The sequence below is a fragment of the Saccharomonospora piscinae genome, assembly GCF_005862235.1.
Classification (GTDB): domain Bacteria; phylum Actinomycetota; class Actinomycetes; order Mycobacteriales; family Pseudonocardiaceae; genus Saccharomonospora; species Saccharomonospora piscinae.
Window position 1 is genome coordinate 431,114 of the sequence record NZ_VCEK01000002.1, and the last position, 16,144, is coordinate 447,257.

Annotated in this window: 14 protein-coding genes; 6 read left to right on the forward strand and 8 right to left on the reverse strand. The window is 70.6% G+C overall.

The window, feature by feature from the left end:
- Window positions 1-148 precede the first annotated feature (148 nt).
- The 5 genes from FFT09_RS07675 to FFT09_RS07695 form a co-directional block, all read right to left on the reverse strand.
- A complete protein-coding gene (locus FFT09_RS07675) occupies window positions 149-2,500 on the reverse strand; it encodes an oxidoreductase (RefSeq protein ID WP_138382605.1) in 2,352 nt (783 codons plus the stop codon).
- A gap of 97 nt (window positions 2,501-2,597) precedes the next feature.
- A complete protein-coding gene (locus FFT09_RS07680; RefSeq protein ID WP_081192597.1) occupies window positions 2,598-3,353 on the reverse strand; it encodes an amino acid ABC transporter ATP-binding protein in 756 nt (251 codons plus the stop codon).
- Window positions 3,353-4,162, reverse strand: a complete 810-nt coding sequence (locus FFT09_RS07685) for an amino acid ABC transporter permease (RefSeq protein ID WP_024877095.1) — start codon at window positions 4,160-4,162, stop codon at window positions 3,353-3,355. Before FFT09_RS07685 ends, FFT09_RS07680 begins: the two co-directional genes overlap by 1 nt.
- Before the next feature lie 110 nt (window positions 4,163-4,272).
- Window positions 4,273-5,091, reverse strand: coding sequence for a transporter substrate-binding domain-containing protein (locus FFT09_RS07690; RefSeq protein WP_138382259.1), 819 nt, complete (start codon window positions 5,089-5,091; stop codon window positions 4,273-4,275).
- Between the two features lie 106 nt (window positions 5,092-5,197).
- Complete coding sequence (locus FFT09_RS07695; RefSeq protein ID WP_138382260.1) at window positions 5,198-6,634, reverse strand: M20/M25/M40 family metallo-hydrolase; 1,437 nt, start codon at window positions 6,632-6,634, stop codon at window positions 5,198-5,200.
- A gap of 372 nt (window positions 6,635-7,006) precedes the next feature.
- Here FFT09_RS07695 and pdhA point away from each other — a divergent pair, with 372 nt between their 5' ends.
- The 3 genes from pdhA to FFT09_RS07710 are packed head-to-tail and all read left to right on the forward strand — an operon-like array spanning window position 7,007 to window position 10,677.
- On the forward strand, window positions 7,007-8,218 hold the full coding sequence (pdhA, locus tag FFT09_RS07700) for a pyruvate dehydrogenase (acetyl-transferring) E1 component subunit alpha (protein ID WP_138382261.1): 1,212 nt from the start codon (window positions 7,007-7,009) through the stop codon (window positions 8,216-8,218).
- Window positions 8,218-9,264 carry an alpha-ketoacid dehydrogenase subunit beta gene (locus tag FFT09_RS07705; protein WP_138382262.1) on the forward strand — a complete coding sequence of 349 codons (1,047 nt, stop codon included), beginning with the start codon at window positions 8,218-8,220 and terminating at the stop codon, window positions 9,262-9,264. Before pdhA ends, FFT09_RS07705 begins: the two co-directional genes overlap by 1 nt.
- 9 nt (window positions 9,265-9,273) lie before the next feature.
- Window positions 9,274-10,677: a dihydrolipoamide acetyltransferase family protein gene (locus FFT09_RS07710; protein ID WP_138382263.1), complete on the forward strand. Its 1,404-nt coding sequence runs from the start codon at window positions 9,274-9,276 to the stop codon at window positions 10,675-10,677.
- Between the two features lie 57 nt (window positions 10,678-10,734).
- Here FFT09_RS07710 and FFT09_RS07715 read toward each other — a convergent pair whose 3' ends face one another.
- On the reverse strand, window positions 10,735-11,130 hold the full coding sequence (locus tag FFT09_RS07715) for an NUDIX hydrolase (RefSeq protein ID WP_138382264.1): 396 nt from the start codon (window positions 11,128-11,130) through the stop codon (window positions 10,735-10,737).
- 67 nt (window positions 11,131-11,197) lie between these two features.
- On the opposite strand from FFT09_RS07715, the gene FFT09_RS07720 reads away from it, so the two are divergent.
- Together FFT09_RS07720 and FFT09_RS07725 are read left to right on the forward strand one after the other, a co-directional pair.
- Window positions 11,198-11,692 carry an FxsA family protein gene (locus tag FFT09_RS07720; RefSeq protein WP_138382265.1) on the forward strand — a complete coding sequence of 165 codons (495 nt, stop codon included), beginning with the start codon at window positions 11,198-11,200 and terminating at the stop codon, window positions 11,690-11,692.
- Between the two features lie 74 nt (window positions 11,693-11,766).
- Window positions 11,767-12,423 (forward strand): TetR/AcrR family transcriptional regulator, encoded by a 657-nt coding sequence (locus tag FFT09_RS07725; protein ID WP_081192613.1) that lies wholly within the window; start codon window positions 11,767-11,769, stop codon window positions 12,421-12,423.
- Between the two features lie 3 nt (window positions 12,424-12,426).
- Here FFT09_RS07725 and FFT09_RS07730 read toward each other — a convergent pair whose 3' ends face one another.
- Together FFT09_RS07730 and FFT09_RS07735 are read right to left on the reverse strand one after the other, a co-directional pair.
- Window positions 12,427-13,293 (reverse strand): MaoC/PaaZ C-terminal domain-containing protein, encoded by an 867-nt coding sequence (locus FFT09_RS07730; RefSeq protein ID WP_138382266.1) that lies wholly within the window; start codon window positions 13,291-13,293, stop codon window positions 12,427-12,429.
- A 1-nt stretch (window position 13,294) separates the two neighbouring features.
- Window positions 13,295-14,638: a 3-oxoacyl-ACP reductase gene (locus FFT09_RS07735; protein WP_138382267.1), complete on the reverse strand. Its 1,344-nt coding sequence runs from the start codon at window positions 14,636-14,638 to the stop codon at window positions 13,295-13,297.
- 104 nt (window positions 14,639-14,742) lie between these two features.
- Here FFT09_RS07735 and FFT09_RS07740 point away from each other — a divergent pair, with 104 nt between their 5' ends.
- On the forward strand, window positions 14,743-16,071 hold the full coding sequence (locus FFT09_RS07740) for an acetyl-CoA C-acetyltransferase (protein WP_081192619.1): 1,329 nt from the start codon (window positions 14,743-14,745) through the stop codon (window positions 16,069-16,071).
- Window positions 16,072-16,144: the final 73 nt, after the last annotated feature.

Consider the following 16,144-nt stretch of genomic DNA (forward strand, 5'->3'; position numbering starts at 1 on the left):
CCTGCCGCCCGGAGCATCCGGACAGGGTGACGGCGAGCAGGACCGCGGCGGCGCTGAGGGCCGCGGGAGTGGCGAGACGCATGGGGACAGGCACTTCCCTCGGCAGGGTGGCGGACACCCGGGGTCATCGCGGCCACGGCCCGCGACGTTACGAGCCGTTGTTCCGGCGCAGGGTCCGCGTGACACCGGCCGCGACCGTGGTCGCCAGAATCCAGCCCATCGCGGTGAACCCGGTCGAGACCCACTTGTCCGCACCGGACATGTGCCAGCGGTTCTTGTTGCCGAAGTCGGCGATGGGCACCAGCAGATCCACCGTGTACAGCACGGGGTTCCATTCCAGCCCGGTGTCGTCCATGTTCACCGCACAGCGTTCGCCGATGACGACGAAGCGCCCCGCGTCGGCGACGCAGTCGTCGCTGCCCAGGCCGAACCAGAGGCTGCCGAGGACGAGCATCCCCAGCAGCCACGCCAGCGCGCGCACCGGGCGGTAGCCGTAGCCCATCATCCAGCGCTGCAACCAGCTCCACACGCGCACACCCACGCCGAACACCCAGCGATAACCGCTGGCCAGCGCCTCGTAGCGGTACTGCTGCTTGCGCATGAGCACCGAGTCGGCGTGTTCCTCGTTCCCGGAGGCTCGCAGCATGGTGGCGAGCTGATCGTAGGGCCCCGGCCGGTAGCCGCGGGCCGCGTGCCGTAACCAGGTCAGCCGCTGCTCGACCGCCACGTCGTTCTTCAGGGCGATGGGCGTGTCCAGCGCGCCATAGCGGAAGTCCTCCAGCTCGACACCCTCGCTGGCGTACCACAGCTGCTCGTTGTCGTGGAGCGTCCCGCACTGGGCGCCGCGGAGCGAGATCCGGCCCTGGGGCGCCGAGAACGGAGTGAACTCGAACTCTTCGGCCACGCAGTCTCCGGCGTCGAGCGCGAAGTGTCCCCCCGGTGCGGTGAGCACCGCACCGTCGAGGGCGATCCGGCGCTTGACCACGGCGCCGTCGAGGGTCACGCCGCCGTCGGCGCGGAACCCCCCGCCGTCGCCCCTGCTGTGCATGAGTACGTCCCGCGCCGCCTGGACCGAGCGCAGGTCCACCGCCCAGTCGCCCGCGTCCTCGTCCCGCTCCGGCTCGGACACATCAAGGTTGGAAAGGTTGATACTGCCGCCGACGGTCACACCCTGGAGACGCACGGTTCCCTTGGAGACGCACCCGGCCAGCATCAGACTGCCCGACACGCGGGTGCGCCGGGCCGAGAAGGCGTCGCTGCCCGCGTGGGTGAGTGTGCCGCCATGGAAGCGCACGCTGCCGCGAACGATGACATCGGCCAACCGGAACTGGCCCTCGGTGCGCAACCTGCCGCCTTCGAGGTCGCCGTGGATCTGGCTGCCGTCCAGGTGGATCGCCCTGTCTCGGTACGGCGGCTCCGAGTTGCCCACCGTGACGGTGGCACCCGCGAGCCGCAGCGATCCCCCGATGTAGGTGTTCACCATGCGCAACGTCCCCGTGGCGGTCAGCCCGTCGCTCAGTTCGACGTTGCCGTCCACGTGCATGCGATCGGCGATGAACGCGGGGTGCGGGTCGACGTACCAGTCGCCGGTCTTCCAGGCGTCCACCACGATCTCGCCTGCCGGGTCGACCCGCAGGCGCGCCGACCGGAACACCAGATCGCCCGCCACCCGCATGCTGGGCATGAACACCAGGCCGTCGGCCGTGAACGGCCGCTGCGAGCCCGAGTGCCCGAAGTTGTCCACCTCGCACAGCAGGCTGCCCGACACGGAAACGCCGTTGCCGTTGAGCGCGAAACCTCTGGGGTTGCGAAGCGACGCGCCCGAGAAGTTCACGTTGCCGCCCGCCCGCAGCCCCGGGATGCGAACCTCGCCCTCGGTCACCAGCCGGTACGCGAGAAACGCCCCGGTGACGACGAGCCGGTCCGCCTGCAGCGCCTTGCCCGTGGAGTGCCGGATGGTGGTCCCGGTGAGGATCATCGACCCCTCGATCACGGCGTCGGTGAAGTTCACCGCCGCGTCCGGAACCCCGCGCTCGGCGCCCAGGTCGGACCCCGGCGCGATACCGTTCACCTCCACCTCGCAGCGGATGAGCCGGACGTCGTTGCGGCTGCGCACGTTCCTGGCCTTGAGCCCCGGCAACCGACAGCGCCGAAACGCCAGCCCGAGTAGATTCGCCTCCCGCACGTCGGGCGGGTATTGGAACCGGCAGTTATCGAACCGGAACAGCACCCGCAGATCCGCGGCACGCAGGTCGAGCCTGCCGGTGATGTAGCGGTTCTCGATCTGCAGGATCGGCGCGTTGCTGGCCTGTCGCCGCCACCGCAGCAGCCCGCCCCCGTCCGGTTCGAACAGCGGCCGCAGCAGCTCCTCGGCGTCGATCACGGCCTCGGGCGGCGGCGGGGCGGCGGCGAACGGGTCGAAGGTCTCCGGGCCCGGGATTTCCCCGTCCGGCCCGTCGTCCGGGCTCCCCGCGGACGGTCGCCAGCGGATCGTCGGCACCGTGCCCCCTCGCTCGCCCCAGCCGACGGCGGCGGTCACCGCCGTCAGTACTGGGACGGTCGCCGTGCGCGATCAGTTCCCGCGCGAGGGCGCGACGCTACTCGTTGACGTGGACGGGGTTGAGCACCCGGGCGAGGAACGTCTGCGTCCGCTCCTCCCGGGGATCGCCGATCACCTGGTTCGGCGGGCCCTGCTCGACCACCACACCGCCGTCCATGAAGAGCACCGTGTCGGCGACCTCCCTGGCGAACTGCATCTCGTGGGTGACGACCAGCATCGTCATGCCCTCGTCGGCAAGGGTGCGCATCACCGCGAGCACGTCCCCGACCAGTTCCGGGTCGAGCGCCGAGGTCGGCTCGTCGAACAACATCACGGCGGGGTCCATCGACAGTGCCCGCGCGATGGCGACGCGCTGCTGCTGCCCGCCGGAGAGCTGGGCCGGCATCGACCCGGCCTTCTCGGCCAGCCCGACCCTGGTGAGGTTGTCGAGCGCGATCCGCTCGGCCTCGGCCTTGTCCCGCTTGAGCACCTTGCGCTGCGCCACGGTGAGGTTGTCCAGCACGGACAGGTGCCCGAACAGGTTGAACCCCTGGAACACCATGCCGATCGCGCGCCGCGCCTTGTCGATGTCGACGTCGGGGTCAGTCAGCTCGAAGCCGTTGACGACCACGGTGCCCGAGTTCGGCGCCTCCAGGACGTTGACGCACCGCAGCAGCGTCGACTTGCCCGAGCCGGACGGCCCGATGACGCACACCACCTCGCCGCGCCGGACCTCCATGTCGATGCCCTTGAGCACCTCGAGGTGGCCGAAGGACTTGTGCAGGTCCGAGACCTGGACGATCACGTCACTCATCAGGCCGTCACCTTCAACCCTTGCTCCTCCTTGCGGCCACTGCGGCGCTCCAGGTACCGCGAGAGATAGCCCAGCGGCACGGTGATGATGAGGTAGCACAGCCCGGCCAGCAGGATCGGTGTCAGCGAGCCGGTCGCGTTCAACCCCTCCCTGCCGAACTTGGCGAGTTCGTACTCGTCCCGGGCCAGCCCCAGCAGGTAGATCAACGACGAGTCCTTGGTGAGCAGGATCAGCTCGTTGGTCAACGGCGGCAGGATGATCCGGAACGCCTGCGGGATCACCACCGTCACCGTGGTCCTCGCCTGCGACATCCCCAGCGACCGGGCCGCCTCGATCTGCCCGTGCGGCACCGCCTGGATGCCCGCGCGCAGGGTCTCGGCGATGTAGGCCGAGCCCACGAGACCGAGCGCGATCGCCGCGGTGGAGTAGATGTCGAACCGGATGTCGAACGCCAGCGGCACGCCGTAGCCGAGTGCGATGAACACGAGCAGCGCGGGGATACCGCGGAAGAACTCGATGTAGAGCGTCGCCAGCCACCGGTAGGGGCCGACCGACGACAGCTTCATCAACGCCAGGACCATGCCGATGCCCAGTCCCAGCGCGAAGCCGAGGCCGGTGTAGATGACCGTGTTGACCAGCGCGGTGGACAGGATCGCGGGGAACTGGGTCGCCGCCGCGTCGACGTTGAAGAACGCGTCCTTGATCGTCCCCCAGTCGGCGAACACGCCGAGCAGGACGAAGAACAACACCAGCACGGCGTACTGCACGCCGCGGATCAGCTGCGCGCGCTTACGTCGCGACATCGCCATGACGAGAACTCCTCAGGACCGGCCGGTGGCGGCCCCGGCGCGTGCGCGCCGCCCGTGGGCCGCCACCGGCTCCACCGACTCTCGCGAGTGGTGTCGACGTGGTCGGGTGACTACTTGCTCTCCGGCTTCTGCCCGAACCACTTCTCGTAGATCTCGTCGTAGCGGCCGTCCTCCTTGGCTGCGGCCAGGACCTCGTTCACCTTCGACAGCAGCGCGCCGTTGCCCTTGCGGACCGCGATGCCGTACTCCTCGCCGGTCTCGAACTCCGTGGTGACCTCGACGTCGTCGTTGCTCTTGGCGAAGTCGTAGAGCACGGAGTTGTCGTTGATGCCCGCGGCGACCTGGTCCGTCTTCACCGCCGTCTGCAGCAGCGCGAGGTCCTCGAACTGGCGCATCTCGTAGCCGAACTCCTCCTGGTTCTGTTCGGCGTACTCCTCACCGGTGGTGCCGAGCTGCACGCCGAGCACCTTGCCCTCGAGGTCACCCAGCTCGGCGATGTCCGAGTTCTGCTTCACGAGCAGGGCCTGGTTCGCGTCGTAGTAGCCGTCGGAGAAGTCCATCACCTTCGAGCGCACGTCGGTGATGGTCATCGCGGCGGCCGCGACGTCGCACTGCCCGGTGTCCAGTGCGGCACCGGACTCGATGCTCTCGAACGAGGTGTCGAAGATTTCCTGCTCGACCTCCAGCTCCTCGGCCACGAGATCCACGAGCTCGACGTCGAAGCCCACCGTCTCGCCACCCTCGGTGAACTGGAAGGGCTTGTAGGGCAGGTGGGTGCAGGTGGTCAACGAGCCGTCGTTGACCAACGAGACCTCGTCACCGGCCTCGCTCTCGCCACCGGTGTTCACTTCCTCCGCGCAGCTTGCCGCGGTGACGGCGAGGGCGAAGGCGGGCAGCAGGGTAAGCGCCCTGGTGAGACGACGCGCCACGGTGTCACTCCTAGTAATCCATACCGGCCAGTTAATGCATCCTGCCACCTGGATGCGCTAATGCGCAGCATCGGCTCCGTTACAGCAACGTTGCGTTGCCCGTTACTCAACTCCGGGAGTGAGCGTCGAGCACGGTGGCGACCGCCTCCGTCACCCGCTGGGCCTGGTCGAGGTGCAGCCACTCGTCGGGCACGTGCGCGTTCGAGTCCGGGCCGAGCGCGCCCGTGACGAGGAACTGGGCCTCGGGGTACTTCTCGCCGAGCAGGCCCATGAAGGGGATCGACCCACCGAGGCCGACGCTGCGCCACGGCGCGCCGAACACGTCGTCGCTGACCCGTTCCAGCGCCGTCGCCAACCACGGCGACAGCGCGGGGGCGTTCCAGCCGTCGGCGGCCTCCAGCCCCGACAGCTCCACGGTCGCGCCGTACGGCACGTCCGTGGTCAGGGCCCGCGAGATCGCGGCGAGCGCGGCCTCCGAGTCGGCGGTGGGCGGCAGCCGGAAGCTCAGAGCCAGCGTGGTGCCCGCGCGCAGCACGTTGCCCGCGTCAGCGGGTTCGGGCAGCCCCGACGCGCCGATCACGGACAACGTCGGCCGCCAGCTGTTGTTCAGCAGCAGCTCCACCTCGTCGGCCACGACGGGGCCGGTGGTGCCGTGCCACGGCCATGCGCCGACGACCGAACCCGGCGCGGACTCGGCCGTGGCCCTGGTCTCGGCGATCCGGTTCGCCGGGATCTCCACATGGCACGCGCCGAGCTTGAGCTGGCCGGTGGCGGAGTCCTCCACCCGGTCGAGCAGGGCCCGCAGCACCCGGAACGAGCTGGGCACCACGCCGCTGGCCAGGCCGGAGTGCTGCGCCGTCTCCAGCACCCGCACGGTGACGTCGACCTGGGCCATCCCGCGCAGGCTGGTCGTGAGCCACAGCCGCTCGTAGTCGTTGCCGCCGGAGTCGAGGCACACGACCAGCGACACCCGGCCCAGACGGTCGGTCAGGTGGTCGAGGTAGGCGGGCAGGTCGGGGCTGCCGGACTCCTCGCCGGTCTCCAGCAGCACGACGGTGCGCGCGTGCGAACCGCCCGCCTCCCGCACCGCCGCCAGCGCGACGGTGGCGGCGTAGCCCGCGTAACCGTCGTCGGCGGAGCCGCGCCCGTACAGCCTGCCGTCGCGGATCACCGGCGTCCACGGGCCGAGTCCGTCGGCCCAGCCGCCGACGGGCGGCTGCTTGTCCAGGTGGCCGTACATGAGGACCGTGCCCCGGTCCTCGGCGCCCTGGGATTCCTCCGTGGCCGGCACGTCCAGCAGCAACACGGGGCTGCGGCCGGGCAGTCGCACCACGTCGGTCGTCGCCCCGGGCAGGTCGGCGGCGTCGAGCCAGGACCGCACGTGCCGCACGGCCTCGTCGAGGTGGCCGTGTTCCGCCCACTCCGGGTCGAAGACGGGCGACAGCGCCGGGATCGCGACGAGGTCCGACAGGCTCGGCAGCACGTCATCGGCCCACCGCCGCCGGACTGAGTTCTTCACACTCTCCAGTTCCACGGACACCATCGTGCCACCCGCACACCACTGTGTCGGTCGTCACACCACGTGGAAGGGGGCCACCCGCGGCCCGGCCACGGCGCGTCGAAGGGGGGCCCGCGCGAGCCGTGACAACACAGGTCCGGCCGTTGCTCGCCGTTGCGACCATCGGCGGTGACACGGTTGGTAGTCCAAGCGTTTACGCAGCTCATCGACAGTGTGGCCGCAACGAATCGGGATCGGGGCCTCTCCACAGGGCGGGTTTCCATGCCAGGATGAGCGCGTGAACCGTCACCGCCGACGGGCATCAGCGCTGTGGACCCCAACCGCGCACACGGTGACCGGCGGCGCGCCGCACCGGTCGCCACAAGCGGCCGTGCGGCACGACACCAAGGAGATGCGATGTCGTCCCCCGAACAGTGGACGCGCCCGCAATCTGGCGCCGGCTCGGCCGCGACAGCGGCGCAACCGTCCCCAGAGCAGGTGATTGCGGGCTTGCGAGCAACAACCGAAGGCGGAGCCGAGCTGACCCAGCTCCTCACCCCCGAGGGTGAGCGGCTGCCCTCACCCCAGTTCGACCCCTACCTCACCGACGTCGACGCCGAGACACTGCGCGGGCTGTACCGCGACATGGTCCTGGTCCGGCGGGCCGACCGCGAGTGCAACGCCATGCAGCGGCAGGGCCAGCTCGGCATCTGGGTACCGCTGCTCGGCCAGGAGGCCGCGCAGGTCGGCTCGGGCCGCGCACTGCAACCGCAGGACATGGCGTTTCCCAGCTACCGCGAGCACGGCGTCGCCTACACGCGCGGTGTCGACTTCACCGAGCTGCTCGGCATCTTCCGGTGTACCGACCACAGCCAGTGGGACTTCGCGGGCCACCGCTTCCACCCGTACACCATCGTGATCGGCAACCAGGTGCTCAACGCCGCCGGTTACGCGATGGGCCAGAAGTTCGAGGGCAAGGTCGGCGAGGAACCCGACGCCGAGGCCACCATCTGCTACTTCGGTGACGGCGCCACCAGCCAGGGCGACGTCCACGAGGGCTTCGTCTGGGCCGCAGTCTACGACGCGCCGCTGGTGTTCTTCTGCCAGAACAACCAGTGGGCCATCTCCGAGCCCACCGAGCGCCAGTCCCGGCTTCCGCTGTACCAGCGCGCCCGCGGCTACGGATTCCCCGGGATCCGTGTCGACGGCAACGACGTGCTGGCCTGCCTCGCGGTCACGCGCTGGGCGCTCGAGGAGTGCCGCCGGGGCAACGGCCCGGTGCTCATCGAGGCGTACACGTACCGCATGGACGCGCACACCACCACCGACGACCCCACCCGCTACCGCCTCTCGGACGAGCTGGAGGCGTGGAAGCTCAAGGACCCGATCGAGCGCGTGCGCGTCCACCTGTCCCGCTCCGGTGGCGCCGACCAGGACTACTTCGACGAGGTGCAGGCCGAGGCCGACCGGTTCGCGGCGGAACTGCGCGACTTCTGCTTCGCCATGCCCGACCCGCCGCCCGAGCGCCTCTTCTCCTCCGTCTACTCGGAGCCCTCGCCGCAGCTCGACGCTCAGCGCGAGGAGTACCTGGCCTACCACGCCGGGTTCGCGGACGGGGGGCACCGGTGATGGCGGCCCCCGTGACCTCAGCGAAGCCCGTGACCGAGACCCACACCGAGACGCAGGCGACCGTGCAGAAGCTCACCATCGGCAAGGCGCTCAACGCGGGCCTGCGGGCCGCGATGGAGGCCGACGACAAGGTCATCATGATGGGGGAGGACGTCGGCAAGCTCGGCGGCGTCTTCCGGATCACCGACGGACTGCAGAAGGACTTCGGCGAGCACCGGGTGCTCGACACCCCGCTGGCCGAGTCCGGCATCATCGGCACCGCCGTCGGCCTGGCCGTGCGGGGCTTCCGGCCCGTGTGCGAGATCCAGTTCGAGGGGTTCATCTTCCCCGGCTTCGACCAGATCTCCAGCCAGCTCGCCAAACTGCACTACCGCACGCAGGGCGAGGTGAAGGTGCCCGTGGTGATCCGCGTGCCGTTCGGCGGCGGCATCGGCGCGGTCGAGCACCACTCCGAGTCGCCCGAGTCGCTGTTCTCGCACATCGCGGGCCTGCGGGTCGTGTCGTGCTCGAACCCGGTCGACGCCTACTGGATGATTCAGCAGGCCATCCGGTGCGACGACCCCGTGCTGTTCTTCGAACCCAAGCGGCTCTACCACTCCGGTGCGCTCAAGGCTCCGGTGGACACCACGGCCACACCCGACCCGCTGTTCGCCTCCCGCACCGTGCGGCAGGGCACGGCGGCGACGGTCGTGGCCTACGGCCCCTCGGTACCGGTGTGCCTCGACGCGGCCAGTGCCGCGGCGGAGGAGGGCCGGTCGCTGGAGGTCATCGACCTGCGGACACTGTCGCCCCTCGACCTGGAGCCCGTGTTCGAGTCGGTGCGCCGCACCGGCAGGCTCATCGCGGTGAGCGAGGCGCAGTCGGAGTCGTCGATCACCTCCGAGATCGCCGCGCGCGTGCAGCAGGAGTGCTTCTACTCGCTGGAGGCTCCGGTGTTGCGCGTGACGGGGTTCGACACGCCCTACCCGCCGGCCAAGCTGGAGGAGCACTACCTGCCGGATCTGGACCGGGTGCTGCACGCCGTCGACCGCGCGCTGGAATGGTGAGGGGAAGCGATGCCTGACTACAAGCACTTTCCCCTCGCCGACACCGCCGAGGGGCTCACCGAGGCCGAGATCATCGACTGGAAGGTCAAGCCCGGCGACGAGGTGACGGTCAACCAGATCGTCGTGGAGGTCGAGACCGCCAAGGCCGCCGTCGAGTTGCCCATCCCCTGGGCAGGCGTGGTGACCGAACTGCTGGTGGAGCCGGGGCAGACGGTGGAGGTGGGGACGCCGATCCTCACCGTGGACGTCGATCCGCAGGGCGCGGCGGCCGTGAACGGCTCCGGCTCCGCTGCTTCCGCTGTTTCGGCCGAGACCACCGAGACCACCGAGACCACCGAGACCACCGAGGCCGCCGAGGCCGATGCCGACGAGATGAAGCCGCTGGTGGGCTACGGGTCCAAGACCACGGTGGCCAAGCGCAGGGCGCGGAAGTCGCAGGCCACGCCAGCGGCACCCGCCCCGGAGCCGGTGCAAGCGGTGACGGTCGTGGCACCCCGCCCGGCATCCGAGCAGGCCGCCCCGGCGGGATACGTGCCGCTGGCCAAGCCGCCCGTGCGCAAGCTGGCGAAGGAGCTGGGCATCGACCTGCGCACGGTGGCGGGATCGGCCGAGGGCGGAGTGATCACCCGGGAAGACGTGCGGCGGGCGGCGGACGGCACCGCCGAGACCGCCTCAGCCGCACCGCAGCCGGTCACGGCCGAGTACGACCCCGCGACGCGGGAGCGCCGCGTGCCCATCCGAGGTGTCCGCAAGGCCACCGCCAACGCGATGGTGGGCAGCGCCTTCACGGCTCCGCACGTCACGGAGTTCCTGACGATCGACGTGACGCCCATGATGGAACTTCGGCAGAAGTTGAAGGGCGCCCCGCAGTTCTCCGGAGTCAAGCTGACCCCGCTGGTCATCGCGGCGAAGGCGGTGTGCCTGGCGGCGCGCCGCACTCCCGACGTGAACGCGGTGTGGGACGAGAGTTCCGGCGAGATCGTCTACAAGGACTACGTACACCTCGGTATCGCGGCGGCCACCCCGCGCGGTCTCGTGGTGCCCAAGGTCCGCGACGCCGACCGCAAGTCGCTGGCCGAACTGGCGGGCGACATCGGGGAACTCACCGCCGTCGCCCGCGACGGCAAGACACCACCTGAGGCGATGCTGAACGGCACGTTCACCATCACCAACGTCGGCGTGTTCGGTGTCGACACCGGGACGCCGATCATCAACCCCGGTGAGTCGGCGATCCTCGCGCTCGGCGCGATCCGCGACATGCCGTGGGTCGTGGACGGCGAACTCGCCGTGCGCAAGGTGATGCAGCTGTCGCTGAGCTTCGACCACCGGGTGATCGACGGACAGCAGGGCTCGCAGTTCCTCGCCGACGTGGGCGCGCTGCTGGCCGATCCGGCTGTGGCGATCACCTACTGACGGCACGCTCGCGGCCCGCCGAGAGATCGGACTCGGCGGGCCGCGAGAGCCGTCCCCTCAGCGAAGCAGTCCGCGTTCCCGCAGCTCGTCCAGGACCAGCCCGCCCGCCGTCGAAACCAGGTGGCGATCGGCGTGGGTGAGCCAGCGCAGCTCAGCCACCTCACTGCTGGCGGTGAGTTCGCCCTCGTAGTCGGCGGTGTAGCAGCTCATGCGCACCACGCCGTCGGCGCGGCCGTGCGCGGGAGCCTCGACGGTTCCGCTGTGCCGCGCGGTGCCGGTCACGATGTCGACGGCCAGTTCCTCGGCGACCTCCCGCACGAGCGTGTCGAGATCGGACTCGCCGGGTTCCCGCTTTCCGCCGGGCAGAAAGTAGACGTCCTCCCCGCGCGAGCGGGCACCCAGGACGCACCCGTCCCGCAGCAGCAACCAGGCCACCTTGTCGATGAACACCACGCGGGCAGGCTACGCATCCGCACCGGGCAGCGGGAGCAAATCGCCGGGCCCGCGCGTTGAACATCATATGGCCGCCATCTTCCTGCTCTGGGTGATCGCCGAGATCGCCGCGATCTGGGCCGTCGCGTCGCTCGTCGGCTTCCTCGCCACGCTCGGCCTGCTGCTCGCCGGTGCCCTGGTCGGCTCGTGGCTGGCCCGGCGCGAGGGCGGCAAGGCCGCACGCGCGGTGATGGACACGGCGCGCGCGGGACGCTCACCTCACAACGAGGTCACCGACGGCATGCTCATCGGGCTCGGCGGAGTACTGATCTTCGTGCCCGGATTCGTCAGCGACGTCGCGGGCCTGCTGCTGCTCCTGCCGCCCACCCGGGCCCTGGTGCGGCGTTCGTGGCTGCGGCGGCTGGAACGGCGTGGGCCCGCGCAGGCGCGGGGATTCGCGAGCCGCAACCGCGTCATCGTGGTGGACAGCGAGGTCGTGTCCGATCAGGGTCGGGAGACTCGCGGTGACGACCGGCGCGGACCACCAGACCCACCCCAGCGCCCGATCATCGAGTCCGAGTGACCGGTCGGCCACCCCGCGTCGGCATCAGGAACCTCCAGGTCAGGTAGCGTTTGGCCGGACAACAGGAGGTACTGGTGGCGCAGGACGTACAGCGCTCCCCCGAACGGGCGAAGCGACTGCCCCGAGCGGTCCGCGAGAAGCAGATCCTCGACGCGGCCGTGGCGGTGTTCTCCCAGCACGGCTACCACCTCGCGGCGATGGACGAGATCTCCGACGTCGCGGGTGTGTCGAAGCCGATGATCTACAGCTACCTCGGCGCGAAGGAACAACTCTTCGCTCACTGCGTACGCCGCGAGTCCACCCGGCTGCTCACCGCCGTGCGCGACGGCATCCGGCTCGACGTGCCGCCGGACATGCAGCTGTGGCACGGCCTGCGCTCGTTCTACGGTTTCGTCGCCGGATACCGCGAGTCCTGGATCGTGCTGCACCGGCACGCGCTGACCGCGGGTTCTCCCTTCTCGGACGAGGTCACCGCGCTGCGCGGACGTGCGATCGAGCTGGTGAAGGGCCTGGTCGTCTCGGCGGGCACCGAGCGCGGGCTCGCGCCGCAGGCGGAGTTCTCCGGCGAAGGCATGGCCGCCGCGCTGGTGGGCGCCGCCGAGTCGCTCGCGGACTGGTGGCTCGACCATCCCGACGTCTCCGACGGCGTGCTCGCGTCGTGGCTGATGAACCTGACGTGGCTGGGCTTCAACGACCTCGTGGAGGGCGACGTCTGGCGGCCCACGGAGTGACGCTCACTCCGGGGTGATCGTGCCCGTGAGGTGCGGCGTCGGCTTGCGGGCGTGCCACAGCTCGAAGGCCCAGCCCGCCGCGCCGGAGTGCCAGGACGTGAACCCGACCGTGGCGGGCAGCAGCACCGGCCGCTTGAAACCGACGTCGAGGGTGTAGGCGCCGGGCAGCCTGCCCTCGAACGCGGCGAGGCAGCGTGCCTTCGTCCACATGCCGTGCGCGATGGCGGAGCGGAACCCGAACAGCCGAGCGGTCAGCCGGTGCAGGTGGATGGGGTTGCGGTCGCCGGAGACCTCCGCATAGCGGCGGCCGATGTCCGCCGGGACCCGCCACCGCGCGGTCGGCGCGGGCGGTGCCAGCTCGGTCGGCCGCGCGCGCGGCGCGCCCGCGCTCCCGGAAGTCCCGCCGCGGTGCAGGTAGGTGCTCACATCGGTCCACACCGGCTCGTCCTCGTCGCCGGGCAGCACCTCGCTGATCACGTCGAACTGGGTCCCCTTGTCGTGGGGCCGCGCCTCGTCCGTGCGCACGCGCAGCGTCATCGGCTCGCCGAGCCGCAGCGGGCGGCGCTGGGTGATGCGGTTGGCGACGTGAACCATGCCGAGCAGCGGGAACGGAAAGTCCGGCTCGGTCATGAGCGCGATCTGCATGCCGAACGCCAGCACGTGCGGGTAGGTGGCCGGCAGTTCGTCGGAGAGCCGGAACCCGCAGACCCTGCCGTAGTCGGCGAGGTGCCGTGGGTCGACGGTGACGCCCCTGCGGACGTACTCGGTGTCCGGGAGTGAGTCGCCGCCGCTCCGGCGCAGGCCACCCGCCACGGCCTTCGGGTACAGCGTCGTGAGGTTCGGCGCTGCGGACAGTTCCTTGACGGTCATCTCACGCTCCCAGAAAGCCCTGGCCGCACACGCGCACCACGTTGCCGTTGACGGCGGAGGACGCGGGGTTGGCGTACCAGGCGATGGTCTCGGCGACGTCGACGGGCAGCCCGCCCTGCGAGAGGCTGGACAGGCGGCGGCCGAACTCGCGGATGAACAGCGGCACCGCGGCCGTCATCTGCGTCTCGATGAACCCCGGTGCCACGGCGTTGACGGTGCCGCCGCGCTCGGCCAGCCGGGGCGCGGCCTCGTTCACCATCCCGATGACGCCGGCCTTGCTGGTGGCGTAGTTGGACTGTCCCACGTTGCCCGCGATGCCCGCGATGGAGGACACGCCGATGATCCGGCCGTTGTCGCGCAGCACGTCCTCGGCCAGCAGGGTGTCGTTCACGGCCAGCTGGGCGGCGAGGTTGACGGAGAGCACGGAGTCCCAGGCCGCCTCGGACAGCTTCGCCAGCGTGCGGTCGCGGGTGATGCCCGCGTTGTGGACGACGACGTCGACACCGCCGTGGCGCTGGGTGAGATGCTCGGCGAGCGCGCGCGGGGCGTCGGAGCCGGTGATGTCGAGCTGGAGCGCCGAGCCGCCGACGCGGTTGGCCACCGCCGACAGCTCGCCCCCCTGGGCGGGGATGTCGAGCGCGACGACGTGCGCGCCGTCGCGGGCCAGCACCTCCGCGATGGCGGCCCCTATGCCCCGGGAGGCGCCGGTGACCAGCGCGACCTTGCCGTCGAGCGGCTTGTCCCAGCTGCTCGGTGGCTGCGCGGTGGTGGTGCCGGCCGCACCGACGCGGATCACCTGTCCGTCGACGAACGCGGACTTCGCCGACAGCAGGAACCGCAGCGTGGACTCCGCGGCCTCCTCGGCGCCGTCGGCGACGTACACGAGCTGGGCCGTGGCGCCACGCTTGAGTTCCTTGCCGACCGTGCGGGTGAAACCCTCGAGTGCCCGCTGCGCGACGCGCTCGCGGCCCTGGCGGGACTCGGGTGGCGACCCGAGCACCACCACCCGCCCGGAGGGCGCGATGTCACGGACGACAGGGTGGAAGAAGGCGTGCAACTCGCGCAGCTGCGCGGGCTCGGTGATGCCGGTGGCGTCGAACACCAGCGCGCCGTGGCGGGTTCCCTCGGCGGGGGTGCGGACGACGTCGAGACCCGCCGAAGCGAGCTGGCTGGTCAGCGTCTTGTCCAGCCTGCCGCCGGGCGCGCCGCCCAGGAGTGCGGGACCATCGAGCGGAGGCTGGCCCGGTCGGTAGCGCCGCAGCACGGGCGGCTTGGGCAGACCGAGCTTCGACGTCACGAACGCGCCGACGGACGTGGTGGTGAACTGCTGGTACTTGTCAGCCATCGGTTGCCTCCCGTGCCCTGTGTGCAACGCCAGCCTAACCTACCCGCGAGTAGGTTATCCGGCTACACTGCGGGCGGGTCGGAGAACGCTGATCGGAGGGTCCCATGAGCCAAGCACAGAAGTCCGGTGGCGGCAGGGCTCGGTCGAGCCGCACCAAGACGGCGGGAGTGCGCAGGGTCGCCGTCGTCGGCGCCAACCGCATCCCGTTCGCGCGTTCCAACGGGCCCTACGCCGACGCGGCCAACCAGGACATGCTCACCGCAGCGGTCGACGGCCTGGTCAGCCGCTTCGCTTTGCAGGGGGAGCGGATCGGCGAACTCGCGGCGGGAGCGGTGCTCAAACACTCCCGCGACTTCAACCTGGCCCGCGAGGTGGTGCTGGGCAGCGCGCTCGCCCCCACCACACCGGCCTCCGACGTGCAGATGGCGTGCGGCACCGGCCTCCAGGCGATCGTCAACGTCGCCAACAAGATCGCGCTCGGCCAGGTCGAGTCCGCCATCGCGGGCGGCGTGGACACCACCAGTGACGCGCCGCTGGCCGTCGACGACCGGCTGCGAAAGCTGCTCGTGCGCCTCAACGCGGCGAAGTCGGTGGGCGAGCGGCTGAAACTGCTCGCCAAGATCCGTCCCGGCCACCTCCTGCCCGAGATCCCGCGCAACGCGGAACCGAGGACGGGACTGTCGATGGGCGAGCACGCCGCACTGACGGCGAAGGCGTGGGACATCGGTCGCCCCGAGCAGGACGCGCTGACCACCGCGAGCCACCACCGGCTCGCGGCGGCCTACGAGCGAGGCTTCTTCGACGACCTGCTGACGCCCTACCTCGGACTGACCCGCGACCAGAACCTCCGCCCCGACTCCAGCACGGAGAAGCTCGCCAAGCTCAAGCCGGTGTTCGGCGGTACCGAGGGCACCATGACGGCGGGCAACTCGACGCCGCTGTCCGACGGCGCGTCCGTCGTGCTGCTGGCGACCGAGGAATGGGCGCGCGAACGCAACCTGCCGGTGCTGGCCTACCTCACGTTCTCGCAGACGGCCGCCGTCGACTACGTACACGGCGACGAGGGCCTGCTCATGGCACCCGCCTACGCGGTGCCGCGCCTGCTCGACCGCGCCGGCCTCGGGCTGGGCGACTTCGACTACTACGAGATCCACGAGGCGTTCGCCTCGCAGGTGCTCGCCACCCTCAAGGCATGGCAGGACCCGGCGTTCGCCAAGGAACGGCTCGGGCGCGACGAGCCGGTGGGCACCATCGACCGCGACCGGCTCAACGTCAACGGCTCGTCGCTGGCGGCGGGCCACCCGTTCGCCGCGACCGGCGGGCGGATCGTGGGCACGCTGGCGAAGCTGCTGGCGGAGAAGGGCTCCGGCCGCGGCCTCATCTCGATCTGCGCGGCGGGCGGCCAGGGCATCACGGCGATCCTGGAGCGGTAACCGCGCAGCCGCACACCCCACCCCCGTGCCTCGGTTGACCCAGCGACTGTCGGGGGGCGCTCCTACATTGGGT

Bases quoted from the DNA above. Each gene is read 5' to 3' on its own strand.
- FFT09_RS07730 (WP_138382266.1), bottom strand. From the start codon at position 13,293: ATGACCGTCAAGGAACTGTCCGCAGCGCCGAACCTCACGACGCTGTAC.
- FFT09_RS07735 (WP_138382267.1), bottom strand. From the start codon at position 14,638: ATGGCTGACAAGTACCAGCAGTTCACCACCACGTCCGTCGGCGCGTTC.
- FFT09_RS07740 (WP_081192619.1), top strand. From the start codon at position 14,743: ATGAGCCAAGCACAGAAGTCCGGTGGCGGCAGGGCTCGGTCGAGCCGC.
- FFT09_RS07680 (WP_081192597.1), bottom strand. From the start codon at position 3,353: ATGAGTGACGTGATCGTCCAGGTCTCGGACCTGCACAAGTCCTTCGGC.
- pdhA (WP_138382261.1), top strand. From the start codon at position 7,007: ATGTCGTCCCCCGAACAGTGGACGCGCCCGCAATCTGGCGCCGGCTCG.
- FFT09_RS07710 (WP_138382263.1), top strand. From the start codon at position 9,274: ATGCCTGACTACAAGCACTTTCCCCTCGCCGACACCGCCGAGGGGCTC.
- FFT09_RS07720 (WP_138382265.1), top strand. From the start codon at position 11,198: ATGGCCGCCATCTTCCTGCTCTGGGTGATCGCCGAGATCGCCGCGATC.
- FFT09_RS07695 (WP_138382260.1), bottom strand. From the start codon at position 6,634: ATGGTGTCCGTGGAACTGGAGAGTGTGAAGAACTCAGTCCGGCGGCGG.
- FFT09_RS07685 (WP_024877095.1), bottom strand. From the start codon at position 4,162: ATGGCGATGTCGCGACGTAAGCGCGCGCAGCTGATCCGCGGCGTGCAG.
- FFT09_RS07705 (WP_138382262.1), top strand. From the start codon at position 8,218: ATGGCGGCCCCCGTGACCTCAGCGAAGCCCGTGACCGAGACCCACACC.